23 protein-coding genes are annotated in these 25,574 nt (G+C 40.0%); 6 read left to right on the top strand and 17 right to left on the bottom strand.

The window, feature by feature from the left end; genetic code table 11:
* Window positions 1-4: 4 nt before the first annotated feature.
* Genes ACH30E_RS03085 through rsfS form a run of 6 tightly spaced genes read right to left on the bottom strand, consistent with a single transcriptional unit; the run spans window position 5 to window position 5,493 of the window.
* Window positions 5-1,093 (bottom strand): mechanosensitive ion channel family protein, encoded by a 1,089-nt coding sequence (locus tag ACH30E_RS03085; protein WP_490823618.1) that lies wholly within the window; start codon window positions 1,091-1,093, stop codon window positions 5-7.
* An 18-nt stretch (window positions 1,094-1,111) separates the two neighbouring features.
* On the bottom strand, window positions 1,112-1,873 hold the full coding sequence (locus ACH30E_RS03080; protein ID WP_490823617.1) for a UDP-2,3-diacylglucosamine diphosphatase: 762 nt from the start codon (window positions 1,871-1,873) through the stop codon (window positions 1,112-1,114).
* Between the two features lie 19 nt (window positions 1,874-1,892).
* On the bottom strand, window positions 1,893-2,321 hold the full coding sequence (locus ACH30E_RS03075) for a gamma-glutamylcyclotransferase family protein (RefSeq protein ID WP_490823616.1): 429 nt from the start codon (window positions 2,319-2,321) through the stop codon (window positions 1,893-1,895).
* Window positions 2,322-2,324: 3 nt separating this feature from the next.
* A complete protein-coding gene (locus tag ACH30E_RS03070) occupies window positions 2,325-2,966 on the bottom strand; it encodes a LutC/YkgG family protein (protein ID WP_490823615.1) in 642 nt (213 codons plus the stop codon).
* Window positions 2,966-5,032, bottom strand: coding sequence for an ATP-dependent zinc metalloprotease FtsH (gene ftsH, locus ACH30E_RS03065; protein ID WP_294988673.1), 2,067 nt, complete (start codon window positions 5,030-5,032; stop codon window positions 2,966-2,968). Before ftsH ends, ACH30E_RS03070 begins: the two co-directional genes overlap by 1 nt.
* Before the next feature lie 59 nt (window positions 5,033-5,091).
* Complete coding sequence (rsfS, locus tag ACH30E_RS03060) at window positions 5,092-5,493, bottom strand: ribosome silencing factor (protein ID WP_294988676.1); 402 nt, start codon at window positions 5,491-5,493, stop codon at window positions 5,092-5,094.
* A 126-nt stretch (window positions 5,494-5,619) separates the two neighbouring features.
* Between rsfS and ACH30E_RS03055 the strand changes: the two genes are divergently transcribed.
* Both ACH30E_RS03055 and selD read left to right on the top strand, forming a co-directional pair.
* Complete coding sequence (locus ACH30E_RS03055) at window positions 5,620-6,375, top strand: biotin--[acetyl-CoA-carboxylase] ligase (protein ID WP_490823933.1); 756 nt, start codon at window positions 5,620-5,622, stop codon at window positions 6,373-6,375.
* Between the two features lie 10 nt (window positions 6,376-6,385).
* The gene (selD, locus tag ACH30E_RS03050) at window positions 6,386-7,438 is read left to right on the top strand and encodes a selenide, water dikinase SelD (RefSeq protein ID WP_490823614.1); all 1,053 of its coding nucleotides are present in this window, start codon (window positions 6,386-6,388) and stop codon (window positions 7,436-7,438) included.
* A gap of 4 nt (window positions 7,439-7,442) precedes the next feature.
* Here the strand turns inward: selD and ACH30E_RS03045 are convergent, their stop codons facing one another.
* The 4 genes from ACH30E_RS03045 to ACH30E_RS03030 all read right to left on the bottom strand — a co-directional run bounded on the left by ACH30E_RS03045 (window position 7,443) and on the right by ACH30E_RS03030 (window position 10,774).
* Window positions 7,443-8,294 carry an arginine deiminase-related protein gene (locus tag ACH30E_RS03045; RefSeq protein ID WP_490823613.1) on the bottom strand — a complete coding sequence of 284 codons (852 nt, stop codon included), beginning with the start codon at window positions 8,292-8,294 and terminating at the stop codon, window positions 7,443-7,445.
* A gap of 1 nt (window position 8,295) precedes the next feature.
* Complete coding sequence (locus ACH30E_RS03040; protein WP_294988686.1) at window positions 8,296-8,526, bottom strand: 4a-hydroxytetrahydrobiopterin dehydratase; 231 nt, start codon at window positions 8,524-8,526, stop codon at window positions 8,296-8,298.
* Between the two features lie 117 nt (window positions 8,527-8,643).
* Window positions 8,644-9,087, bottom strand: a complete 444-nt coding sequence (locus ACH30E_RS03035; protein ID WP_294988689.1) for an IPExxxVDY family protein — start codon at window positions 9,085-9,087, stop codon at window positions 8,644-8,646.
* Between the two features lie 43 nt (window positions 9,088-9,130).
* Window positions 9,131-10,774, bottom strand: coding sequence for a M28 family peptidase (locus ACH30E_RS03030; protein WP_490823612.1), 1,644 nt, complete (start codon window positions 10,772-10,774; stop codon window positions 9,131-9,133).
* Window positions 10,775-10,939: 165 nt separating this feature from the next.
* On the opposite strand from ACH30E_RS03030, the gene feoB reads away from it, so the two are divergent.
* Window positions 10,940-13,054 carry a ferrous iron transport protein B gene (gene feoB, locus ACH30E_RS03025; protein WP_490823611.1) on the top strand — a complete coding sequence of 705 codons (2,115 nt, stop codon included), beginning with the start codon at window positions 10,940-10,942 and terminating at the stop codon, window positions 13,052-13,054.
* 226 nt (window positions 13,055-13,280) lie between these two features.
* Here the strand turns inward: feoB and ACH30E_RS03020 are convergent, their stop codons facing one another.
* A complete protein-coding gene (locus ACH30E_RS03020) occupies window positions 13,281-14,141 on the bottom strand; it encodes a serine hydrolase (protein ID WP_490823610.1) in 861 nt (286 codons plus the stop codon).
* A gap of 63 nt (window positions 14,142-14,204) precedes the next feature.
* Window positions 14,205-14,669 carry a thioredoxin-dependent thiol peroxidase gene (bcp, locus tag ACH30E_RS03015; protein ID WP_294988702.1) on the bottom strand — a complete coding sequence of 155 codons (465 nt, stop codon included), beginning with the start codon at window positions 14,667-14,669 and terminating at the stop codon, window positions 14,205-14,207.
* Between the two features lie 244 nt (window positions 14,670-14,913).
* Between bcp and carB the strand changes: the two genes are divergently transcribed.
* From carB to ACH30E_RS03000, 3 genes are all read left to right on the top strand, one after another.
* On the top strand, window positions 14,914-16,560 hold the full coding sequence (gene carB, locus ACH30E_RS03010; RefSeq protein WP_294988705.1) for a carbamoyl-phosphate synthase large subunit: 1,647 nt from the start codon (window positions 14,914-14,916) through the stop codon (window positions 16,558-16,560).
* Window positions 16,561-16,691: 131 nt separating this feature from the next.
* On the top strand, window positions 16,692-17,654 hold the full coding sequence (locus tag ACH30E_RS03005) for a transketolase family protein (protein WP_294988708.1): 963 nt from the start codon (window positions 16,692-16,694) through the stop codon (window positions 17,652-17,654).
* 90 nt (window positions 17,655-17,744) lie between these two features.
* Window positions 17,745-18,329 (top strand): hypothetical protein, encoded by a 585-nt coding sequence (locus tag ACH30E_RS03000; protein WP_490823609.1) that lies wholly within the window; start codon window positions 17,745-17,747, stop codon window positions 18,327-18,329.
* 5 nt (window positions 18,330-18,334) lie between these two features.
* Here ACH30E_RS03000 and pdxH read toward each other — a convergent pair whose 3' ends face one another.
* The 5 genes from pdxH to ACH30E_RS02975 form a co-directional block, all read right to left on the bottom strand.
* Window positions 18,335-18,976, bottom strand: coding sequence for a pyridoxamine 5'-phosphate oxidase (pdxH, locus tag ACH30E_RS02995; RefSeq protein ID WP_294988714.1), 642 nt, complete (start codon window positions 18,974-18,976; stop codon window positions 18,335-18,337).
* Between the two features lie 467 nt (window positions 18,977-19,443).
* Window positions 19,444-22,515, bottom strand: coding sequence for an efflux RND transporter permease subunit (locus ACH30E_RS02990; RefSeq protein ID WP_294988717.1), 3,072 nt, complete (start codon window positions 22,513-22,515; stop codon window positions 19,444-19,446).
* 50 nt (window positions 22,516-22,565) lie between these two features.
* Complete coding sequence (locus ACH30E_RS02985) at window positions 22,566-23,615, bottom strand: efflux RND transporter periplasmic adaptor subunit (RefSeq protein ID WP_294989076.1); 1,050 nt, start codon at window positions 23,613-23,615, stop codon at window positions 22,566-22,568.
* A gap of 202 nt (window positions 23,616-23,817) precedes the next feature.
* Entirely contained in the window at window positions 23,818-24,774 is a 957-nt protein-coding gene (locus tag ACH30E_RS02980) for a hypothetical protein (RefSeq protein WP_490823608.1), read from the bottom strand.
* A 21-nt stretch (window positions 24,775-24,795) separates the two neighbouring features.
* Window positions 24,796-25,530 carry a peptidase associated/transthyretin-like domain-containing protein gene (locus ACH30E_RS02975; protein ID WP_490823607.1) on the bottom strand — a complete coding sequence of 245 codons (735 nt, stop codon included), beginning with the start codon at window positions 25,528-25,530 and terminating at the stop codon, window positions 24,796-24,798.
* Window positions 25,531-25,574 lie beyond the last annotated feature (44 nt).

The raw sequence follows: 25,574 nt of genomic DNA, 5'->3' as shown, positions 1-25,574 counted from the left end.
CACATCAAGCCTGTTTTACAACAACCGATGTGTTTGAGGCAGCCAATGCAACATTATGCTCTTCGAGCCATGTTATAATCTGCAGATTCACTTCCTGTCTTAAAAGGTTGAATGCATCTATCGGTTGTGCCACACTTGTAAAAAACTCAATCGTTACGACATGTGCATTCTTTCCCGTTTCACCGAGGAATACCACTTTATTTTCAATTTCCGGTTTGGTAAGTATTTGTTTGATAGCATCTGTTAATGCCTGTAATTCTGTTGATGTTGCAGCAAGGTCTATCTCAAGCCTTAGTTCCGCTTTTCGCTGGGTACGTAAACTCAGGTTGTCTACTATACTGTCTACCATCTGTTTATTGGGCACAGATATATAGGTTTTTTCTGTTGTTCTGATGCGCGTACTTCTCAACCCAATTTTTTCGATATTGCCGGTAAAGCCATTTACTTTTACCAGATCCCCCACTGCAAAGGGTCGATCAAAGAAAATGATGAAAGATGCAATCAGGTTTTCCATGCTCTCGCGGGTTGCCAATGCCACAGCCGCACCAACGATACTCAGTCCGGTTAATAAATTACCAATACTCTTATTAAAAGAAAACTTCATCATCAGTAATACCCCTATAATGACAAGTATTACTTTGAAAAAATCCTTGAAGAAAATGATTAGTTGATTGTCTGTTTGGTCTTGGGTAAGATTTGCTTTTTCTTCCAGTACCGTTGCAATAAAATCTATTATACGGATACATAATCGTATAAAAACAATGACCATAATGGCATTAGCAATCGATTCTAATAACTCTTTTGATGTTATCCGATATATCTTAAAATCCAGCACTCCCGGAAATTTTAATTTATCGATGGCGATGATTGAAATTGATAATAAAAGAAATAAACCAAGGGGTTGGACGACCAGATCAAGGAACGATTTCCGCGCTGTCTGGTTTTTTTTATTGGCAATCATCTTAAAAAGCTGATGTGCCAGGTAGCGCGACACAAAGCGCTTCAACACAAGCATTACCAGGATGGTGCCTATTACGTATAAATATGCCTCAACTGTATTGTCTAATATTTTTTGCTGTAAAAAACGATCCATAGTTACAAATTAAACGCATTAGGGTTTCCAATGCTGAAGGGACATAGTAGTTCCATCAAAACTTGCATAAGTAAAATTACGTATCCAGTCGCCAAGGTTAATGTAGCGGCTTTTATCTGTGAGTGCAAAATCGATGGGATAATGCCTATGACCAAATATCATATAATCGAAGTATTCCTGTTCTAACAGACTTTTACAATAGATGATTAGCCATTCCTTGTCTTCACCCATAAAATGCTCATCTGCACTACCTGTTTTCTCCCTGCTTTTTCTGCTGAAATAGTTGGCGAGACCTATGCCCCAGGTAGGATGAAGTTGGCCGAAAAGCCATTGACACAATGGGTTTCGGAATATTTTCTTCAGGAACTTATATCCATGATCACCAGGTCCAAGTCCGTCTCCATGACCGATATAAAACTGTTTACCGTTCCATTCAAAAACTTTTGGATGATGGTATACAGGTATATTCAGTTCCTGTTCAAAATATCCGCTCATCCACATATCGTGGTTGCCTGTAAATACACGAATATCGATACCGCTATCGCTAAGTTCTGCAAGTTTTCCGAGCAAGCGTACATACCCTTTGGGTACTACTTTTTTGTACTCATACCAAAAATCGAAGATGTCTCCTACGATAAATATAATCGCAGCATCTTTTCGAATTTCTTCGAGAAATGCAACTACTTTTTTTTCCCTTTCCAGGCTTGCCGCATAGTTGGGTGCCCCGAGGTGAAAATCGGATAGAAAATATATTTTCTTTTCTGGAGTAATCAATTGCATCCGTTGAATAACTAAAGCTTTAGGATTTTCTTTGTTGCTGAATATAAACCAGCAGATCGCCACACTCAATTTTTGGTCTTCCAGCTACCGACCCATTATACCAATATATCCAGGCCTCTATTTGTTGGTTGTTTAGGTGAACAATCGTTTTATCTCTTCTATAAAGTTGTGGTTCATCAGGTTCGCCATTAATTCCTTCGTAATCATCTAATTGCCCGATAGCCCAGGAAAATTCTTCTTCTTTTTGAATGGTATATAATTCACCAATAATCCAATCTTCCTTATCGGTAGGAACTGCCGCGGGGTATTCGCCCATATCAAACAGTTCGCCATTTACTTTTGCCGTTCCCTGCAAAGTAAAATAGCGACTTATATATGCATAAGCGGGGTGCTGAAAACCACTTCTTAATGAACCGTAAACAAATAAGGGTAATATTTCCGTAGGCATTGTTTATCCGTTTCGTTGTACTAAAAAACAAAATACTTCTTTTGGACCATGAACCCCAACAACTAAGGTTTTTTCGATATCTGCCGTACGGCTCGGTCCGGTGGCCAAGGTAATCATAGAAGGAAGTTGTTGACCATATTCTTCCTTTAAAGAAAAAAGGGCCTCTTCCACATCATATACTAATTGATCGGTATAGGCAATACATATATGTACTGGTGCATAAACGCTCACCGTTCTTCCGCTTTGCTGCGCACTTGACATTACCATACTGCCGGTTCTGGCAACCAGATATTCACATCCGGTAATAGATGCATCACAAGATTCAACATCTGTTGCTGTCATAGCAGTAAAACCTGCCGATTGTAATTGTTCCTTCAATTCCTCTTCCCTGCAATACAATGCTTTCCATTCTCTGCGAATAAATAGCATGTTCAATTGAGAGGCAAGTTCTTTTTCATTTTCACAAAAGGCAAAACGCCCTTGTAACTGGGTAAAGTTTTGCGCAAACAAAACTTCCAGGTCATCTGTTGCAGGCTGGAATACGGTAGTAGTTTCTTTTATCCTTTCAGAAAAGGGAACAGGCACTGGTTGAGTCAGTGCCTGTTTTATTTTTTTCAGGATATTATCTTTTGCATTTGTAGACATCAGGCAATAACCGTTGTATCTGTTGAAATATTATCATCGGAAGCAGGGCTTTCTGAGGGAGCCTGAGCAACAGGTGTTGTTTCTGTAGCTACAGTAGATTCCTCTTCCACTTCCAGGATTTTCTTTTCTTCGAATGGTCGTTTACCAATCAATTCTTCCACATCACTCTTATGTAATACCTCTTTTGATAAAAGTTCTTTCGCCAATTTTTCTACTTCTTCTTTTCTTTCCGTTAACAACTTAATGGTACGCTGGTATGCTTCATCAATGATACCACGAACTTCTTCATCAATTAATTTTCCTGTTTCTTCACTATAAGGTTTGGTAAAGGTATTTTCAGCAGCAGGGTCATAAAAGCTAACATTACCTACTTTATTATTCATACCATAAGCCGTTACCATGCTATAAGCGATGCGGGTAATCTGTTGAAGATCGTTTGCAGCACCTGTTGAAATTTTACCAAAAAATATTTGTTCAGCCGCACGTCCACCCAGGGTCATACATATCTGATCCATCAACTGATCTGTATTATAAAGATATTGTTCCGTTGGTGTGTACTGGGCATAACCAAGTGCAGCGGTACCTCTTGGTACGATGGTAACTTTCAATAAAGGATACGCATGTTCAAGGAACCATCCGCACACTGCATGACCAGCTTCATGATAAGCAATTACAGATTTTTCATGTGGTGCAATGATTTTATTTTTCTTTTCCAGTCCACCGATAACGCGATCAATAGCATCCTGGAAATCGCTCATATCAACCGCTTCTTTACCTTTCCTGGCCGCAATCAATGCTGCTTCATTACAAACGTTGGCAATATCGGCCCCTGCAAATCCTGGTGTTTGTTCAGCCAGTTTGTGCAGATCGAGGGTTTCAGATATTTTGATTGGCATGAGGTGCACTTTGAAAATCGCCTCACGTCCTTTTACATCCGGACGGTCAATAGAAATTTGTCTGTCGAAACGACCCGGACGCAACAGTGCACTATCCAATACATCTGGTCGGTTGGTAGCAGCAAGAATGATAATTCCTGTATCGCCACCAAATCCATCCATTTCTACCAGTAGCTGGTTAAGGGTATTCTCTCTTTCATCATTGCTCATAATGGCATTTCTTCCGCGTGCGCGGCCGATCGCATCAATTTCATCGATGAAAATGATACAAGGCGCTTTTTCACGGGCCTGTTTAAAAAGGTCACGAACACGACTTGCACCTACACCCACAAACATTTCTACGAAATCGCTACCACTCAGACTAAAGAAAGGCACTTGTGCCTCACCGGCCATTGCTTTTGCCAGCAATGTTTTACCGGTTCCCGGAGGACCAACCAACAAAGCTCCTTTTGGTATTTTACCACCTAATGAAGTATATTTTTTAGGGTTTTTCAGGAAATCCACGATTTCCATTACTTCCACTTTTGCTTCATCCAAACCAGCTACATCGGCAAATGTGATGTTCACTTTTGCGCCCTTATCAAATAAAGTTGCTTTTGATTTGCCGATATTGAAGATACCGCCCGGACCACCACCACTCGATGGGCCGCCCATTTTGCGCATGAGTAATACCCAGGCAATCACAATGATGAACAGTGTAAATATGGTGTTGAATAAAGGCCCAAACCATTCAGGGGCTTCTACTACCGTGGTATCAACTTCGGCAATATTATTTTCCTTGGAGAATTGATCAAGCCTTTCTTCAAATGCTTTCCAGTCTACCACTTTGAAAGAAAAAATAGGCACATTACCAATTTTCTTAGGGTCGAGCTTTCCTTTGAATTGTTTTACGTAAAAATCTTTGTTCAATCGATCTTTCTTTACGTAAACATGTACCTGCTCTTTGTTCTTTACAAGATCAAGTTTCTGTACATCGCCCTGTAATAGGATATTGTCCCTGAATTGCTTCTCTGAAATTTCTTTCAAATCGGGAGCGAAATTGAAGATCTGGGCCGATACCAGCACTATGATAATAATAGCGTAAATCCAGTAAATATTAAATTTGGGGCCTTTACGTTGCCCATCACCTTTTTCCATGTTTGATTTAAATTGCTTGTTTTCCTGTGACATATTCCTCTCAGTATAATGACGTTTCAGCTTCCCGAATATTCAGTGAAACTGTATTTTTTTTATTCATGCATTTGTGAGGCTGCATCGCTCCACATGTCTTCCAACTTGTAAAACTTACGTGCATCCGGATGCATTACATGAACAACAATGTTTACATAATCTATCAAAACCCACTGTAATGCCTGTCTGCCCTCATGTTTGTAAGGAGCTTCTCCGCAAACATTTTTCACCTCTGCCTCTACCGAATCGCAAATGGCTTTGATCTGGGTAGTACTCGATGCCTGACAAACCACAAAAAAATCAGCGGCCGCTTCAGGTATTTTCCTAAGGTCAAGGCTAATAATTTCTTCTGCTTTTTTATCCTGTACAGCCTTAATAATCGTTTTGAAAATTTTAGAATTCCGGGTAAGCCTCGTTACCGAGCTTTTAGTGCGGCTTTGTAAAACAGAAAGCGGTTCCAATAATAGATCTTATTTAAAATTTAATAATACTCCAGACAACCAGTCCTTAGATAAACTTATCAGGTTTAAAGGGCTTGTTGGCTTAACGGTGGTAACTTCGTCAAAAATAGTAATTCTTTGGCATCAGTGAACGTTAAAGCAGCAATTGGACAGCCGTTCGTGGAATTATCTGAAACAGATAGTACCAACATCTATGCCATGACCCATATTCAACACAATTTGGCATCGCATGGTTCGGTTTTCTTTGCACATAAACAATGGGCAGGCAAAGGTCAGCATGGGAAAAGCTGGATAACCGAATCCGGGCAAAATATCATCATGTCCGTGGTTATAGACCCCAACCCCCTGATACACACCCAACAATTCCACCTAAGTATTGCCATAGCACTGGCATGCTATGATTTTTTTAGTCGCTATGCCGGTGATGAAACTGCTATCAAATGGCCGAATGATATTTATTGGCGTGACAGAAAGGCAGGGGGCATTTTAATCGAAAACCAACTAAGGGGTCAGAAATGGCAGTGGTCTGTATGTGGAATGGGTATCAATATTAACCAGGTTATGTTTAATCCGGAACTTATAAATCCGGTATCACTTAAACAAATTACGGGCAAAACATTTGAGCCAGTTACATTAGCCAAAGAACTGTGTAAGGATATTGATAAACGTATGACCCAATTATTCGAACTCCCTTTTGCAAATTTACTTGCAGACTATAACCAGCATTTATATAAGAAAGGATCAACCATTCAACTCAAAAAAGACAATAGTCGCTTTTCCTGTACTTTATCAGGTGTAAATGAACACGGCGAATTAATGGTAACAGATGGCCCTTCAGATCGTTTCCAGTTTGGAGAAGTAATGTGGGTTATTTCAAAATAATTACCCTTTTATGGAAAATATAAAACTCACCCAATATTCTCATGGCGCAGGTTGCGGTTGCAAAATAGCACCGGTAGTACTCGACAGTATGTTGAAAACCAATAGCCCTGGCCCTGATTTTCCCGCTTTACTCGTGGGCAATGCCAGCAAGGATGACGCAGCAGCCTACGATTTGGGTAATGGTCAGGCACTCATCAGCACCACCGATTTTTTTATGCCTATCGTTGATGATGCTTTTGCTTTTGGAAAAATTGCAGGCGCCAATGCCATCAGCGATGTATATGCCATGGGAGGAACGCCTATTATGGCTCTTGCAATACTGGGCTGGCCAGTAGATAAACTACCAGCCGAGCTTGCTCAACAGGTAATTGAAGGTGCGAGAAGTATTTGTGCAGAAGCGGGTATTCCTCTCGCCGGCGGACATAGCATCGATTCTCCTGAACCTATATTTGGTTTATCGGTAAATGGCTTGGTCGATATTTCCAATCTTAAACAAAATAATACCGCTAAAGAAAATGACCTTCTCTTACTTACTAAACCCCTTGGAGTAGGTATACTTTCTACTGCACAGAAAAAAGAATTACTGACATCAGATGATCAGGCCCTTCTGTTAAGTTTATTGATGCAATTGAATAAAGCAGGGGCGGCACTGGGAAAAATAAACGGAGTTCATGCCATGACAGATGTAACCGGTTTCGGCTTACTTGGTCATCTTATAGAAATGGCAGAGGGCAGCGGGTTATCTGCAGAAATTAATTATTCGAAACTCCCCATCATAGAAGCTGCAAAAACTTATCTCGCACAAAGAATTGTACCTGATGCTACTTATAGAAACTGGAACAGCTACAGTAATAAAACCGGCTTTGGCACAGGCGTTAATGTAATGGAAGCCTTTAATGTATTACCAGATCCTCAAACCAATGGTGGATTATTAATAGCCGTTGCACCCGACCAACTCCAAGCAGTTCAAACCGTTTTAAAGGAATATCAGTTGGAAAAATTCATCGAACCCGTGGGAAGGTTAACTGCAAAGCAGGAGAAAACAGTATTGGTGAATCTCTGATCAGTTATTTGGGTTGAAGCCATACAGGCACAAGCATCGCATTCAAACCGGCATCGCCCGGTTTCTCTATTGCTTCCAGCGGTACGGGAATTATTTTTACCTGTTTCCCGAATAATTTTTTTTGTTCCCTGGTTAAAGATGCCATCGCAGCTTCTCCCATGAATATTAATTGGTCGCCCTTGTTGTTTTTACAGGAAAAACTGTTCCCCATAAATAATGCCAACTGATCGAGCTGAAAAGGAATGATCCGGTAACCGGTAGAAAGAAGTAATTGCTTTATGGCTATTAATTCAAAATCATCCGTAAATGCTTCTTCACAAAGCAGCACATAATCTTCTCCAAAATGCATGAGCATGTTGGTATGTAACGGTGTTTTCCCCATTACATCTCTTGCACTGAATGTAATGGCTTTGTATTTATGTGCTGAAGCAAATTTTTCAAGAATAGCGGGATGGGTTCTTGGTGATAAGGCCGCATAAATGAGTTTGTGTTTGTGATCCATTACCATACTGGCCGTTCCCTCCAGAAAAAAACCTTCTACCTCATATTCACTCCAGTCTTCCACATCTTTCAATAAATATTTTTGTTGTAGTAGTTCAAGAATATCATCTCTTTTCTCTTCCCTGCGTTCTCTTCTGTGTATGGGCAATACCAATACAATTCCTTCGGGCAAGGTAGTGAGCCAACAAGCAGGATACAAGGCTCCAATGGTAGAATCAGCGGTCTGGTTAAACGATATTGTTGTTACACCATGCTTCTGTAATAACTCATATAAGGATTGAAATGCCCTGGTTACGGGCTTTCCCATTTTTGCATTGGGTTTTATCAGGATAACTGTTGTTGGTAGTGTTGCCATACTATAACAGTTTATCGATTCTTTTTGCAAGCTGGTGATCAAGATCGGTTACAATATCACCTGCATCATGCGTGCTGAGCCATATTTCTACTGTATTCCAAACATTGCTCCAATATGGATGGTGGTTCATTTTTTCAGCTTCAATAGCTACCCTTGTCATGAAGGCAAATGCTTCGGAAAAATTTCCAAATTGAAACTTCCGGTATAGCTTGTTGTTTTCTTCTGTCCACATAGTCGAGTGTTTAATGTGAATGGTCAATGGTGAATAGTGAATAGTGAGTAGTAATTGGTGAGTGATGAACTCTCTGTTCACTATTCACCATTGACCATTCACAACTCACCCCTATTATCAGAACACCATATTGCCTTTATTCTTAATCTGCTCGTTGGTAAGTTCTGCGACCAACTGTACTCCTGCCAGGTTTTTTACGGATTGTTTGATCCAGTTACATTTATCATCATCTACCAAATCACCTTTCATGAGCCATAAAAAATCCATGTGCTTGAATTCAGGCAATAAATATTCTCCATCAAACTGATTATGGTAGAGGTAATGAACCAAAAAACTATTGGGTTCTTTTGATTCATAAATACTGAAATAATAACTTCTCTCCTTACGTCTTAAATGTATCTCCAACCCGGGATTGAGCCTGAACTGATACCCCAACAAATTATTCAACTGAAGACAGAACTGGTAATTCTTTACCGGCGCTGTAATACCGAGCAACCGCGTATCATCGAAGAAATCTTCGTTCAACTCCTCAATGTTAAGTCTCAGCTTAGTTGTTGCCATAATATTGGGGGTAGTCCATGGACCATGGTCTATGGACTATGGTCTAAAATTCAACATCAAATACCATCTCTTCATTACCACGTTTAATCCTTAGTTGTGTCTTATCTCCTTTCTTAAAGTTACCTATTGCCTGCATATAACTCATCACATCTACAAATTTATATTCACCTAGCTGTAGCAATATATCACCTGCTTTCAAACCAATTTTTTCACCCTGCTTCCCCGGAGTGGCTCCATCTATACGCATTCCTGTTCCGGTATATCCATAATCTGGAATAACACCGAGAGATACAGTAAGTTTACGGGCTGATCCTGTCTGTGGCTCTGCCGTTTTTAAAAAAGTCAGTTTACCTTTTGTGTCAACCTGACCAATGAGTTCATAAATCAGTTTTACAATATCGCGCTGTGCTGTATAATTAATCTTATCAGCATCATCTGTTATTTTATGGTAATCCGGGTGACTTCCCGTAAAGAAGAATTGTACCGGAATATTTGCCCTGTAAAAGCTGGCATGGTCGCTAGGTCCGCCACCTGTACTATCGAATTTAGTTAATAAGGTAGTTTTTAATCCCTTCCATACTTCTGCCCAAACTGGTGAAGTGCCATATCCTCCTACATTCAATTTATGCGAGGTATCATATCTTCCCACCATATCCATATTAATCATATAGTTGGGGGTTATGGATACCGTAGGATTTTCAAGCCAATATTTACTTCCCAATAAACCCAGTTCTTCTCCTGAAAAGTGGATGAACAGGTAATTATTATTGGAAGGTGCTTTTTCTTTCAGTAAACGGGCCAGTTCGAGTAAAGCTGCTGTTCCGCTGGCATTATCATCGGCACCATTATGTATGGCATGAAAAGTATCGAGGGCTGTTTTATCTTCCCCATAACCCAGGTGATCGTAATGCGCACCTAATATTACTGTGTTAGCGGCTTTATTGTCGATATATGCGAGGATATTCTTACCCTTTCTTTTCTTTTCTGACATCGCCACATTTACTGAAACATTGATGCTTGCTGCTTCATCAGAAAAATAATGTTTCATACCCTCTTTGGTAATATATACAACGGGTATAGAAAGAACATCAGATTTATCGTTTTTATTGAATTGGATATTATCTATTATAGAAGAACTATTGTATACAAATAATGCAGTTGCTCCCTTTGATAATACCAGCTCAACCTGTTTTTTTATTGCCGCTTCCACATCGAAATGCGGATTGTTTTTTTGTTCTTCTAAAATCTCTTTAAGATCAAAAAACCATGGCTGGCCTTTTTCACTCAATATCATGGCAGGTTTGCCCTTTACTTGCTTATTTGGACTAAACGCGAGTGGGAAATAATCTTTTTGTATTTGAAGAGGCTTTTCATCCGCAATAAAACTAGTTGCAGGATCTATTTGCTTTCCTTCGTTGATTTCAAAGGATTGTTCATAACCTTTAGATCCTTTTGGGGATATACCAATCAGTTCATATTGTTTGATGATGTATTGAGCAGCCAGTTCTTCTCCTTTACTGCCGGTTAATCGTCCTTCCAGTTGATCGTCGGCCAGGTAAGACACATGTTTTTTCAGGTTGTCGACCATCACTGCATTTGCCTTTTCTTCGGCAATTCTTTTCTTTCTTTTGCTCTGCGACCAGGAAAGAACGGGTACCAACAATAACAAAATCAAAATTTTCTTCATAATAACTACTTAGCTGATGCAAAAGTACGTTGCGGATGAGGAGTATAATAACCCGATTGGTAAATAATGTTTAATTTTATACAATATAGTAGTACCTAACGCTCAATTCTGTTCCCGATCTCGTAACTACACCCTAAGGTTTGCCATTACTTTTGCACTCATCATTTGAGTAATAAGAATTTACATATTGCCCTGGTAGGTAACCCCAATAGCGGGAAGAGCTCTCTGTTTAACAGCCTTACAGGCCTTAACCAGAAAGTAGGAAATTTTCCGGGAGTAACAGTTGATAAGAAAACAGGCACACTTACACTCGATGATCGCACAACTGCTTCTTTGATAGATTTACCCGGTACCTATAGCCTTTACCCCCGCCGTGCAGACGAGTGGGTAGCTTACAAAGTGCTGATGGGTGCCGATGCTGAAGTAAAGGCAGATGTGGTATTACTGGTAGCAGATGCAAGTAACCTGAAACGCAACCTGCTGTTCTGCAGTCAGATCATCGATCTTAAGATTCCGGTGGTAATGGCACTTACCATGAATGATATTGCAGCTAAGAAAAATATCAAAATAGATATCAGTGGACTGGAAGCGGATCTTGGGATACCAGTAGTAGCGGTTAATCCACGTAAAAACCGGGGATTAACTGAACTGAAGAAAGTATTGGCCCAGGTTGCCAGGATGGGAGCTCAGGCACCTGCGAGAGATTTTATTGAGAACAGAAAGCTTGCACCGTTGGCAATTCCGGCCATACAAACAGTTGATGATCAACTGAGCGATTATGCCGCTGTGCATTATCTGATAAACCATGAACATTTTCCATTAAGTAATAGTGTACAGGAGAAGATTGGACAGATTGAAAAGGAGCATAATTTCAACCCTACCAAGACCCAGGCAGAAGAAATCATGCAGCGATACACCCGTATCAGGCAGTTGATGCAACAAAATGTTATTGAGCCCGGTCCATTAGAGAAAAAATTATTTACCGATAAACTTGATAACCTGCTGCTTCACCATGTTTGGGGTTATGTAATTTTATTGTCGGTATTATTCCTCTTGTTTCAAAGTATTTTCTGGCTGGCTGTTTTCCCGATGGATGCCATTGAATGGGGTTTTGCTTCCGTAAGCGGATGGCTTGGCGCCCATTTACCGGAAATATGGTGGAGCGATCTTATTATTAATGGTCTTGTTGCCGGATTAAGTGGCATACTGGTATTTGTACCCCAGATCATGATTCTTTTTGGTTTAATAACCATTTTAGAAGATACAGGCTATATGGCCCGTATTAGTTTTTTAAGCGACCGGCTCATGCGGAAGGTAGGCCTGAATGGCAAAAGTGTAATGCCCATGGTTAGTGGTTTTGCCTGTGCCGTACCAGCCATTATGAGCGCAAGAAATATCGAAAACAGGAAAGAAAGATTACTCACGATACTGGTTACACCTTTAATGAGTTGTAGCGCACGTCTCCCTGTTTTCACCATCCTGATTTCTTTGGTGATAGATGATAAATATTACTTTGGTTTCCTCAGCTTGCAAGGACTGGTAATGATGGCCCTTTATTTACTGGGCACTGTGATGGCACTTATAGTGAGCTATGTAATGAAATGGTTCATTAAAATCAGTGAGAAAAGTTTCTTTATCCTCGAACTACCCATTTACCGTGCCCCCCGCTGGAAAAATGTAGCCATCACCATGGTAGAAAAAGCAAGGATATTTGTTACCGATGCAGGTAAGGTAATCATGATCATCAGTTTACTACTTTGGTTTTTGAGTAATTATGGACCTGGTGATCGTATTGAGCAAACAGAGGCTAAATATGCAACACTGGTTCAGCAAATACCGGAAAAAACAGATTCACTGCAAAGACTTGCTTCTACCGAAAAATTACAGCATTCCTATGCTGGCGTATTGGGTAAATGGATTGAACCTACGATACAACCGCTTGGCTACGACTGGAAAATTGGTATCGCTTTGATTACTTCTTTTGCAGCAAGGGAAGTATTTGTAGGCACGATGGCAACTTTATATAGTGTTGAAGAAAGTGATGATAGCTCACTACGCGAAAAACTACAGTCTGCTAAACACGCCGATGGCTCTAAAGTTTATACGCTGGCCGCTGCTTTATCATTAATGGTATTCTATGTACTTGCCATGCAATGTATGAGCACACTTGCCGTTGTTAAGCGCGAAACCAAAAGCTGGAAATGGCCTATATTTCAGCTCGTGTACATGACTATCCTTGCCTATACTATGAGTTGGGTAACCTATATTATTTTCAGTTAGTACACGGCAGACCATGGTCGATAGTCCATAGTCCATGGTCTATATTTCCTTTGTACAAGATATATTGACTATGGTTTAGCTATGCAGGGTTTTTACCGTATAGCCTTAGGTGTTTTTACGGTGTTTAGTCTAATACTGAAAAAACTCTTCCCATGGACTATGGACTATGGACCATGGACTAGGCCCGCCGCCCCCCTTACTTCAACCCTTGATTCGCTTAAATTGTCTACTTATAGTATTCCCATAATAATGCAGACAATTTTCTTGTTAATTCCCAGGCCTCATTACTTCTGCCCCAGCTTTGGTCTTTATTGTTTTTAGTGCAGATACAAAATACATATCGGGCTCCATTACCATTTACATAAATAACTTCACTTCTACTCGCATTAACCGCTCCATTTTTACTGGCTACAAAAACGCCTGCAGGTATTACAGACAAGCCTTCTTCATCCCAATAATTTCTTCCCAATAGGCGCAACATTTTATCGTTGGTTGAATCAGCTAATAAATTTCTCAAAGCAATTCGTTCGAACAGGGTAGCCATTTCTTTTGGTGTGGTTTGTCCCCAGCCATACAGTGTTCTATTCGATTCTCTTCCCGGTGTGCGGCTGTTTACCCTGGTATCTTTAAATCCCAAACTATCCATAATGGTATTAATGCGCGTACCTGTACCTGCAAGACTTTGCAGCCAAAGACTGGCCGTATTATCACTTGTAGTGAGCATGAGCATCATTACTTTGCTCAATTCAATTTTTTCATTGGTTTTAAATGAACCTAATATATCAACACCTTCGTACAGCAGAGAATCTTTATAAGTCAGACTTTGGTGGTAATCCAATTCACCTTTTGATATTTTATCCATAATGCCAATCAATATGGGCACTTTAACCATACTGGCTGTTGGAAAAATGGAGTCTGCATTTATCGCAGCTGTTTTGTTTTTCTTCAGATCGTGCACATAGATGCCGATATCACCTTTAAAATCCTGTATGAGGTGCGCTATTTTTTGTTGTAGTTTTTTATCTGTACGTTGTGCGATTGACTGGTAGCAACAAAAAAGTAAACAGAGAAGCAGTACTCTATGCATAATTGGATATTGATGTAACAAGATATAAATTTTCTATCCGCAACAAACTATAGATTTAAATCTTTATTCACCCCAGGCAGCAATGATTTCTTCCGCATGTTTTTTGGATACTGGCTTACGTATTATTTTTCTAACCTTACCTTTTTCATCTATCAGGAATGTGGTGCGGATGGTGCCCATGAATTCTCTTCCCATGAATTTCTTCAATTGCCATACACCATACTGCTCATGAATTTTGAGCTTTTCATCTGCTATCAGAGGAAAAGGGAGCTGGTATTTGGTTTCGAACTTTTTATGTGATTTTACGTCATCGCTGCTTACCCCGATCACCTGAATCCCGTGTTTTTTTAATAACAAATAATTGTCCCGTAGATTACATGCCTGATCGGTACAGGTAGGTGTATTATCGTGTGGGTAGAAATACAACACGATTTTTTGTCCCTTGAAATCATTCAGCGAAACTTTATTCCCGTTCTGATCAACTCCCTTAAATACCGGAGCTTTTTTGCCTTCCTCAGGTAATGCCATCACTACAAATTTTGCGCAAAGTTAGGGAAGTGGATGGCAGATCGCAGAAGGGGGATTTTTGATTTTTGAATTTTGAATTTTGATTTGATTACCGCTTGTAGCTTGCGGCTTGAAGCTCTATTTCCCTGGACACAGATGGTTTTTAGCTAACCCACTCAGACTAACACCCATTCGTAAGATCGAAAAATAATACCCATCATAACCTTTGCTTCCTTACATTTGCACAATTTATTTTTTCGTCCCTATGCCTAAAGATCAATCCATCAAATCCGTACTCATTGTAGGTTCAGGCCCCATTATTATCGGACAGGCCTGCGAATTCGATTATTCAGGTTCCCAGGCTGCCAGGAGCTTACGTGAAGAAGGTATTAAAGTTATTCTGATTAATAGTAATCCGGCCACTATCATGACCGACCCCATGATGGCCGATAAGGTTTACCTCCTGCCTCTTACAGTAGAAAGTATAGAACAGATATTAGAAGAAAACCAGATAGATGCCGTTTTACCTACCATGGGTGGTCAAACAGCCCTCAACCTCTGTAAAGAAGCGGATGAACTGGGTGTTTGGGAAAAATATGGTGTTCGTATGATTGGTGTAGATGTGGCAGCCATTGATACCGCTGAAGACAGGGAGAAATTCCGTCAACTGATGGTAAAAATCGGAATGGCCGTTGCACCTAGTAGAGTAGCCAATAGTTTTCTTGAAGGAAAAGAGTTTGCACAGGAAATTGGATTTCCCCTGGTTATCCGCCCTTCTTTTACCCTTGGTGGTACAGGAGGTGGATTTGTACATAGCAAAGATGATTTAGATGCTGCTTTGGAACGCGGTTTAAAAGCATCTCCAATACATGAAGTACTGGTTGAAAAAGCCGTATTAGGCTGGAAAGAATATGAGCTGGAACTCCTGCGCGATCAAAAGGATAATGTAGTAATCATTTGTACTGTTGAAAACGTTGATCCAATGGGTGTGCATACCGGTGATTCAATTACTGTTGCACCTGCCATGACACTCAGCGATACTGCCTTCCAGGAAATGCGTAATAAAGCTATGCTGATGATGCGCTCACTGGGTAATTTTGCAGGTGGATGTAACGTACAGTTTGCTTTGAATCCCGAAACAGAAGAATTAATTGCGGTGGAAATCAACCCGCGCGTAAGCCGTTCTTCAGCCCTGGCTTCAAAAGCTACCGGTTATCCTATTGCTAAAATTGCTGCAAAACTGGCCATCGGTTATTCACTGGATGAACTGGAAAACCAGATCACCAAAACCACTTCTGCCTATTTTGAACCAGCACTCGACTACGTAATTGTAAAAGTACCACGCTGGAACTTTGATAAATTCAAAGGCGCTAATGATACCCTAGGTTTACAAATGAAAAGTGTAGGTGAAGTAATGGCCATTGGCCGCAGTTTCACCGAAGCTATTCAGAAAGCCTGCCAGAGTTTGGAAAATGAAGCCGTAGGATTGGGATATTATGGTAAAAGCCTCATGAAGAGCGAAGAACTGGTAGAATATATTAAAACCCCGAAATGGGATCGCATTTTCCGCATTAAAGATGCTTTGATGCAGGGATCTACCGTTAAGTCTATTTCACAGGCAACCGGTATCGATCGCTGGTTCATCTATCAGATTCAACAGATTTGTGTGATGGAAAAAGAAATCGCCAACTATAGCATTGATACTATTCCGGAAGAATTATTAAAAGAAGCCAAGAAAAACGGCTTTAGTGATGCTCAGATTGCAAATATCCTCCATGGCGACTGCACGGATGAGCAGGTATATGAAAAAAGAAAAGCCCTCGGCATTACCCGCGTTTACAAAATGGTAGACACTTGTAGTGCAGAGTTTGAAGCTAAGACACCTTATTTCTATAGCACGTTTGAAGGATAGTTTCGTGAATTGTCAATGGTGAATGGTTAATAAATTATTGTTTAATTGACCATTCACCATTGACAATTCACACCTCACTAATTGCTCAATATCCCTTTTCTTTGCAAAGACTTACAAAACAATACACAAGTATGAAACTTAAAGACATCCAGGTGCTCAATGAAAAAGAAACCCGTGGTGGTTTTGGTGAGGGCATCCATGAACTGGCAAAAGAGAATGAAAATGTGGTAGTATTAACTGCTGACCTTGCAGGTTCTTTTAAACTTGGTCCGTTTATCAAGGATTTTCCTAATCGTTTTATACAGTGTGGTATTGCAGAAGCCAATATGATCGGTATTGCAGCCGGTTTAACCATTGGTGGTAAAATACCTTATACTACAACCTTTGCAAATTTCAGCACGGGACGTGTTTACGATCAGATTCGTCAGAGCATAGCTTATAGCGATAAGAACGTAAAAATCTGTGCCTCTCATGCAGGCCTTACCCTGGGTGAAGATGGCGCTACACACCAGATACTGGAAGATATTGGATTGATGAAAATGCTGCCTGGTATGACCGTAGTTGTGCCTTGCGATTTCAACCAGACCAAAGCTGCTACTAAAGCTATAGCTGATCACCACGGACCAGTATATCTTCGCTTTGGTCGTCCAAAATGGCCCAATTTTACTAAAGAAGACGGAAGTGATTTCGTTATTGGTAAAGCGCAGAAAATGAGTGAAGGATCTGACATCTCTATTTTCGCCTGTGGTCACATGGTATGGAAAGCGATTGAAGCGGGAAAAATACTGGAAGAAAAAGGAATCAGTGTTGAACTCATCAACCTGCATACGATCAAGCCTTTAGATGAAGCGGCAATTATTGCCTCTATCAGTAAAACCAAATGCGCCGTAACTGTTGAAGAACACAATATCATCGGTGGTATGGGTGACGCTGTTGCGCAAGTAGCAGCTAAACATTGCCCGGTTCCAATTGAATACATCGGCACCAATGATACTTTTGGTGAAAGTGGTAAGCCTAATGAACTGCTGGCTAAATATGGTTTAGATACACCTTTTATAGTTGCTGCTGCAGAAAAAGTAATGAGCAGAAAATAAAATACTTTCAAACTCACAAAAAAAGGCACTCTAAAAAAGTGCCTTTTTTTTGTGTAACTAAAATTACATTACTTTTTTTTATATTTGATTATGAGATTAATATTCCTGTTTACAACCATACTCACCTTCCTTTCCGGATATTCCCAAAATAAAATTGAATTGTCAGAAGGAACCCTATTGATAAACAACAAGCCAATTAGTAACCCAGCCAATAAAGCAATGATAGATGATGCTATTGGAGCAAAGGGAAAGTACCGGTTTCTGATAAGAACACATGAGCAAGGAAAAAAACTGGAAAACGATACCAAACATCACATGTTGATATATAAGGAAGAAGCAGTAAGTGTTTCATTATCCGCCCCAGGATACCAGGTTGAAGAAGTACTGATTCAAATGAGCATAGAGCCCAAACATGATTTACCGAATCGTTTAAGGAATAAAAAACATGTATTATACCAGGGGGTGGTACAAATAGGAGATGCAAAATTAACCCCTGAGCTTACTTATGATAATATTGATAGACTGTTCAATCCAGCAGATATTATCATGAAAGGGAATAGAGTTGTTAATAAAAAAACTGTGCCCTATGCCATCATTAAACAAAATGACTGGCTGATTGAACTGATGTTTAGTTATGAAAGTAACCTCATTAAATTCATATCTGTAAAACACTGAGTTTATCAGGGTGCTAATCGGTTACGCAACCATTGCGTATTTTCTTTTTTATACTGAAACCGATCGTGTAACCTGCTACTTCTTCCTTGCCAAAATTCAAATGAAGTTGGAATAACCCTATATCCTCCCCAATGGTCTGGCCGCGGTATTTCATGACCTTCAAACCGCTTGGTGTATTGAGTTACATTGGTTTCAATAATTGTTCTGTTGGCAATAATTGCGCTTTGTGGCGATGACCATGCACCAATTCTACTTCCTTCGGGTCTGGATAGGAAATATTCGTCGCTTTCCTCAGCACTAACTTTTTCAACCCTTCCTTCAATTCTTACCTGCCGCTCCAATTCCTTCCAGAAAAAAACAAGTGCAGCATGAGGATTGTCCAACAATGCTTTCCCTTTATTGCTTTCATAATTGGTAAAAAACACAAAACCATGCTTATCATACCCCTTCAATAAAACGATTCGTGCAGATGGAATACCTTCTTTAGATGCAGTAGCCAATGTCATGGCATTTACTTCTTCTACTTCCGCAGCAATAGCATCATTCCACCATTTATCAAACTGCTCAAATGGATCTGCCGCAACATCGGCCTCATCAAGTGAGTGTTGCTTATAATCTTTCCTGATATCTGCAATTGCGCTTTTCATAATATTATGTTTCTACTGCAAAAATACGACAGGATGGGGAGAAAGATGCTAGCCATTAGCTATTGTTGTACAGGGAGATTGGCTTCAAGCTGCAAGCTACAAGCCTTGACGGTCGCTTGCGAATTAGAAAATTTAAAGTCAGTTGCTTAAAGAAATATGTGATTGCTGTAAATGCACTATCTCCTATTAATAGAACACAGATCTTCATGATTTTCAAGATCTATCATGATAAATCTTGAAAATCATGAAGATCTGTGTTCCATCATACGCGACACCTACAGCTCGCAGTTTAATTTCTCGGGACAGCAATGGCTACTACCTGCTAGCAATTATTCTTAAATAGTTGATTTCTATGTTAGTGAAAATATACTATCAAGAATCACCTGCTTTTCCAAAAAAGAAAAGGGTATTTACCAAGTTTTGGTAAATACCCCAATCGCTAGCAGCCAGAAGCTAGCGGCTAGCAGCTAATCTGCTATATCAATCTTCTTAGCCTCATGCTTACCCGAGATAAACGTGTAAACGGCCGGAATAACGAAGAGGGTTAATACAAGGGAGAACATGATTCCACCCACAATAACAATACCCAGTGGCATTCGGCTGGTAGCGGCTGCACCTATACTCATTGCAATAGGTAGTGCCCCTAAGGCTGTTGCCAAACTTGTCATCAGGATAGGACGCAAACGTTGAGCCGATGCTTCAATTACCGCCTCCCGTTTCTTTAATCCAAACTCTCTTTTCTGGTTGGCAAACTCCACGATCAAAATACCGTTTTTGGTTACCAGCCCTATCAACATAATCATACCAATTTGAGAGAAAATATTCAGTGTCTGATCAAACAACCATAAACTGAGCAAAGCACCTGCTAATGCTAATGGAACCGTTAACATGATCGTGAAAGGATCTTTGAAGCTTTCAAACTGTGCAGCAAGTACAAGATATATGAGCACCAATGCCAGTCCGAATGCAAAGGAAGTATTTGAAGAACTCTCGGCATAATCGCGGGAAGCACCACCTAGTGCTGTTTGAAAACTTTCATCCAGCAACTTATCACCGATTGCCTGCATTGCTTTTACACCGTCACCAATTGTTTTACCCTCGGCCAGTGATGCTGAAATTGTTGCGGCTTTAAATCTGTTGTAATGATAGAGGGTTGGTGGATTTGAATTCTCTTCCAGCTTAACCACAGAAGTAAGTGGTATATTTTCTCCGCGGTTATTTCTAACATATAAATTTGAAATATCACCCGGCTCCTGTCTGTCTTTTAGCTCCACCTGAGAAATTACCTGGTATTGTTTACCATTCATGATAAAATAAGCAAGCCTTCTTCCACTGAATGCACTCGATACTACATCCGCCACATCGGAAATGGAAAGTCCAAGGTCCTTTGCTTTAATCCGGTCGATGGTGAGCTGTAATTCAGGTTTATTGAATTTCAGGTTTACATCAACGTTGGCAAATGTTTTATCTTTTTTGGCTTCATCCAAAAACTTCGGGATTACTTCTTTGATCTTCTCAAAATCAAGGTTCTGCAAAATAAACTGAACAGGTAATGATCCGCGTGAGCCTAATCCAACAGATATTGTCTGTTCCTCCACTGGAAAAATTCTGGCATTATTGAATTGAGGAAGTTTTTTACTGATGGCTTTTACAATATCACTCTGGCTTCTTTTTCTCTTATCTGGATCAACAAAAGAAATCCGTGCAGTACCACTGTTGATACCCCCATTACCAAAACCAGGAACAGCAGCAAAAACAAAACTTTTCTCGGGTATAGAATCAGAGAGATAATCAATCAGCTTATTCCCTACATCTACCATATAACTATAACTGGCGCCTTCCGGACCCGACATTTGGAATCGTATACTGCTCCTATCTTCCAAGGGAGCCAATTCACTTTGGAGATTAGAACCTATCACATAAATTCCTCCCAAACAAACGAAAACAATTACCCATGCCATCCATCGAACCTTAAGAAATGCGGTAAGCATTCTTTTATACCCATTTTCCATGCCACGGAAAAAGGGTTCGGTTTTTTCATAAAACTTACCATGACCAGCATCTTTCTTATTCAGGTAAACATTCAGTACGGGTGTAATGGTTAAGGACACGAACGCAGATACCAATACCGCTGCAGCTACAGTAATACCAAATTCACGGAACAGGCTTCCTACAAAGCCTTCCAGGAATATTACCGGCAAGAATACCACTGCCAGCGTTATGGATGTTGAGATTACCGCAAAGAAAATTTCCTTACTGCCTTCCAATGCTGCCTTACGAATCGGTAAGCCGCTTTCAAGTTTTCGGAATATATTCTCGGTTACTACAATACCATCATCCACCACCAGACCCGTTGCAAGCACAATACCCAACAGTGTTAATACATTCACAGAAAAGCCTGCGATATACATGATGAAAAAAGTAGCCACCAGTGAAATTGGAATATCGATAAGCGGGCGTATAGCTATCAGCCAGTTTCTAAAGAAGAAAAAGATTACCAATACTACAAGGCTGAAAGAAATCAACAATGTTTCTTCTACTTCTTTAATTGACCGGCGTACATTTTTTGTCTGGTCAATCAAAGTCGTTAATTCAAAATCTCCTTTCTGGCTTTTCTGAATATCTGCTATACGTTTATAAAACTCATCAGCAATCTTAATATAGTTTGCCCCTGGTTGTGGAATAATGGCTAGTCCAACAGCATTTACCCCATTTAATCGCCAACTGAATTCTTCTGATTCGGGGCCTATTTCAACTTTTGCCAGATCACTCAAACGAATAATTCCTCTTGCATCTTCAAAAATAATCAGGTCGCGAAAATCTTTTTCTGATTGAAGTCTACCGAGCGCCCTTATGGTCATCTCTGTATTCTCTCCATAAATTTTTCCGGATGGAATTTCTACGTTTTCTCTGTTTAATGCATTGCGAATGTCTGCAAACGAAATATTATAGGCATTCAGTTTATCAGGATCTATCCATATTCTCATTGCCGGACGTTTCTGTCCGAATATATTTACCGCACTTACTTCCGGAATAGTTTGTAATCTTTCCACCAGTACATTCTCTGCATAATCGCTTAGTTCTAATAAACCTTTTGTACGACTTTGCACGGCCATTAAAACGATAAAATCACTGTTGGCATCTGCTTTACTTACCACTGGTGGCGCATCAATATCTTGTGGCAGGTTACGGGCGGCCTGACTCACTTTATCCCTCACATCATTGGCTGCAGCTTCGAGGTCCTCTGTAATATTGAATTCTACCGTGATATTACTCGATCCATTGGAACTTGAAGAAGTAATGGTTCGGATACCCGGAATACCATTGATTGATTTTTCCAATGGCTCGGTAATCTGGCTCTCAACAATATCTGAATTGGCCCCGGCATAAGCAGTACGTACGTTTACAATGGGAGGATCAATTGCAGGATATTCACGTACCGATAAGAAAGTATAACCAACCACACCAAACAACACGATGAGGATATTCATCACCGTTGCCAGAATGGGGCGCTTTAAGGATAGTTCTGAAATATTCATGGTTTAGCCACGTTAATGAGTGAAAGAAAAGATGTTTGCTGCATCAACCACTATGGTTGATTACCCGCAAACTCTTCAATCTGTTTTACACTCCTTACTTTTAATGATGAATTAGGGCGAACAAATAGTACACCAGATACCGCAATACTATCACCTACCTGTAATCCACTTAACACTTCTGCCAGTCCATTTACACGTAAGCCAGTTACAATATCTGTAAGTTTTCCTTTGCCATTTTTTACAACCACCACTTTTTTGGCTTTAGCATCTGGAATAATTGCATTTGTTGGAACCAGGATACTGTTGTTTTGTCCACCGGTTTCCAATAAAACTTTTACGAATCCACCAGGATTAATATTTGCTCCATCAAGCTGTGCCCTTACTTTAAGGTTCCGTGTGGTAGCATCTATTTGAGGTTCTGTTGCAATAATCACTGCTTTCTTTAATACATCTTTTCCAGTAGTTTTTATGTTGACAGTTTTGCCTTTTCCTATCAGGTCTGTATAAGCTTCGGGAATGGTAAAGTCAATTTTTACCCGATCGGTTTGCTGTAGTGTAGCCAGAACAGTGGCAGGTGTTACATAGGTACCCGGACTTACCATTCGCAAACCCAGTACGCCGGTAAACGGCGCCTTCAAAACGGTTTTATCAATTTGTGCCTTGAGGATATCCAGGTCAGCTTTGAATGTATTTACCTGATTGAGCACTGCATCGTAATCAGCCTGGTTAATACCGCCGATAGATAATAGTTTGCGAAGACGTTCTTCATTTTTTTGTGCAAGCTCTAACTGAACTTTTACTTTTTGGGTACTGGCTTGTAAGTCTGCGTCGTTTATGCGAGCCAAAACAGTTCCCTCCGTAACCTTTGCCCCTTCCGGAATATTGAGGTAGGTTAACCTACCGCTAACTTCAGGCTGAAGATTGGTTGATTCATTGGCTACTACTGAACCATTCACTTCCACAATATTTGAAATATTGTTTTTACCTGCAATGATAACATCTACTATGACAGATTGGGGACCGCTATTCTGTTGACGAGGTTCTTCTTTTTTGCTTTTGCAGGATATCACAAAAAACCCGGCAAGCAGCAAAGGATACATTCTTTTCAAGGCATAAGATTTAAAGCGGTTAAAGATAAAACTAATTGGACTCTGTTGTTGCTTCCTGGGATGAATGGATGGGAAGAAATTAGAAGCTGTAAGCCATAAGCCTCAGGCTGCAAGCATTAGCCATTGGCAAGAATCATTTGCAATAATACACAACATCATATCATTACGTTATCTGCCGATATGGATTCGACTTTCACCGAATTTTGCGTCTGATGACCCAATCAGACTGCTGGTACTGGTAAAGAGCAAGATTATATTTCAGTTGTTGTTCTCCGAATTTCAGATTGAGGTGAACACCGGCACCTTTTTCCTTTCCTTCACTTTTACATCGAATGGTGATATGGTTCCATTCTTCCTGTCCCAGGTTAATCCTGAAATGATATGGCTTTTTGCCGGGTACTATATCATCTTCAATAAGCTTACCATTTAACCAGATACTCAAAGTATCCTGATCTGTCAATCCATTCTCTACCAGGTTACCATACACGGCAATTTCTTCGGTTACAAGGGTATCTAAAATGGGGTTCGGTTTATAATGTAATCCAGGTGATAATTTAGATTCATCCGTTTGGGCATTTTTCTTCAGAAATTTATGCCACAATTCTGGATTTATACCAAGGAACTCTTCGGATGCAGAAAAGTAAAAAGTGCCATACCTTTTTCTGCCAAAAGGATCTTCCCAAATCCCATAAAAAATATATCCGGAATCGGTTTGTTTAAAATTGCCACGCAAATCAAAGAGATCTGCTTTTCGTATGGTTTCATTTACCAGGACCGATTTAGCCTGCAAGTGGTATTTATAATATTCTTTGGGAGTCGGACGAACATAAAACTCATACATCGTTATCAGACTGTTGTCCTCACTATAAGAAGTAAGCTGCGCAAGCATCCGTTCGTCTAGCTGAGCAATCTCGAGCTTGGCCTTGGTTTCAAATTCAGGATTCCCGTTAATGTACTGTCGTCCAGACCGGGTACTTTCGTTTAATACTTTTCCGTTTCTTAAAGTATTATTGATTGAGGGCAAAAAAGTTTGAGTAGCACTGAACCCATTTTGACCGAATATAACAACCCCTCTCCAAACGCCTGTTCTATCTTGCGTTACACCTTTTAATGCAATTAGCATGATTGCAGAGAGAAAAAGTTGTTTCATATTTATAGCTTAATAAAAAGGCTATTCATCTCTCCTTCGCAAAGCACCTCTCCAGTTATACCTTAATGATTTATACTGCTCATAACATTTTCCAATATAATAACCCAATTCCAGATCATTCATCTGGGTTAGTAATTCATAATCCGGGCGATACCTTTTCATAAAACTATCAATTTCCGGAGAATTAAGGAAGGTTATTTCCCGCACGAATTTTTTACTAAAACGCCTGTCTATATACTTAGACTGTTCCTGTTCCAATAGCCTATTCTGCAAAAATTCCATATTGCGGTTTCGGCGGGTACGGAACATATTGATCAGCTCTACTAGATCAAAACCAACCGTTAACCCTCCTGGATTATAATTGGGATTATTACTCAGGCGTAAAGTGGGTTTTTTAAAATCAAAAGCTTTGGCATAATCGCGCCGGTTCTGGATTGAATCGAGTTTATAATAATTATTACGCACTTTAACTTCAGGTAATTCATTGGCACGTACATGAATCATTACATTGAAGTTATCCGTATTGACGATTGTATCAACTGGATATTTCATGGTTGATTTACCAATCAAAGAAAACCATATAGAGTCAGTTGTAGGAACAACAATGAGATAGTGACCCATTGAATCAGTAATTGTTCCGCGCCCTGAAGTACTCAATACAGCTACTGCTTCGAGTGGCCTTCTGGCACTTAAGTCATAAACATTACCCGATATAGTGATAAACTGCGCATATAGTTGACGGCTACTAAAAACCATGCATGCAGTAAAACAAAAGAGTAGAATTAGTAGCTTTTTCTTCA

The organism is Sediminibacterium sp. FW305-C-61, from assembly GCF_058231065.1.
The sequence above is the reverse complement of the archived record's forward strand: the minus strand, read 5'-3'. Positions and strand labels throughout refer to the sequence as shown.

Coding starts and splice junctions, on each gene's coding strand:
- ACH30E_RS03045 (WP_490823613.1), bottom strand. CDS start 8,294: ATGGCAACACTACCAACAACAGTTATCCTGATAAAACCCAATGCAAAA.
- selD (WP_490823614.1), top strand. CDS start 6,386: ATGGAAAATATAAAACTCACCCAATATTCTCATGGCGCAGGTTGCGGT.
- ACH30E_RS02990 (WP_294988717.1), bottom strand. CDS start 22,515: ATGAATATTTCAGAACTATCCTTAAAGCGCCCCATTCTGGCAACGGTG.
- ACH30E_RS03075 (WP_490823616.1), bottom strand. CDS start 2,321: ATGCCTACGGAAATATTACCCTTATTTGTTTACGGTTCATTAAGAAGT.
- ACH30E_RS02980 (WP_490823608.1), bottom strand. CDS start 24,774: ATGAAACAACTTTTTCTCTCTGCAATCATGCTAATTGCATTAAAAGGT.
- ACH30E_RS03040 (WP_294988686.1), bottom strand. CDS start 8,526: ATGTGGACAGAAGAAAACAACAAGCTATACCGGAAGTTTCAATTTGGA.
- ACH30E_RS03030 (WP_490823612.1), bottom strand. CDS start 10,774: ATGAAGAAAATTTTGATTTTGTTATTGTTGGTACCCGTTCTTTCCTGG.
- ACH30E_RS03035 (WP_294988689.1), bottom strand. CDS start 9,087: ATGGCAACAACTAAGCTGAGACTTAACATTGAGGAGTTGAACGAAGAT.
- ACH30E_RS03005 (WP_294988708.1), top strand. CDS start 16,692: ATGAAACTTAAAGACATCCAGGTGCTCAATGAAAAAGAAACCCGTGGT.
- ACH30E_RS03000 (WP_490823609.1), top strand. CDS start 17,745: ATGAGATTAATATTCCTGTTTACAACCATACTCACCTTCCTTTCCGGA.
- ACH30E_RS03020 (WP_490823610.1), bottom strand. CDS start 14,141: ATGCATAGAGTACTGCTTCTCTGTTTACTTTTTTGTTGCTACCAGTCA.
- ACH30E_RS02975 (WP_490823607.1), bottom strand. CDS start 25,530: ATGGTTTTTAGTAGCCGTCAACTATATGCGCAGTTTATCACTATATCG.
- pdxH (WP_294988714.1), bottom strand. CDS start 18,976: ATGAAAAGCGCAATTGCAGATATCAGGAAAGATTATAAGCAACACTCA.
- ACH30E_RS03085 (WP_490823618.1), bottom strand. CDS start 1,093: ATGGATCGTTTTTTACAGCAAAAAATATTAGACAATACAGTTGAGGCA.
- carB (WP_294988705.1), top strand. CDS start 14,914: ATGCCTAAAGATCAATCCATCAAATCCGTACTCATTGTAGGTTCAGGC.
- ACH30E_RS02985 (WP_294989076.1), bottom strand. CDS start 23,615: ATGTATCCTTTGCTGCTTGCCGGGTTTTTTGTGATATCCTGCAAAAGC.
- ACH30E_RS03080 (WP_490823617.1), bottom strand. CDS start 1,873: ATGCAATTGATTACTCCAGAAAAGAAAATATATTTTCTATCCGATTTT.
- ftsH (WP_294988673.1), bottom strand. CDS start 5,032: ATGTCACAGGAAAACAAGCAATTTAAATCAAACATGGAAAAAGGTGAT.
- bcp (WP_294988702.1), bottom strand. CDS start 14,669: ATGGCATTACCTGAGGAAGGCAAAAAAGCTCCGGTATTTAAGGGAGTT.
- ACH30E_RS03070 (WP_490823615.1), bottom strand. CDS start 2,966: ATGTCTACAAATGCAAAAGATAATATCCTGAAAAAAATAAAACAGGCA.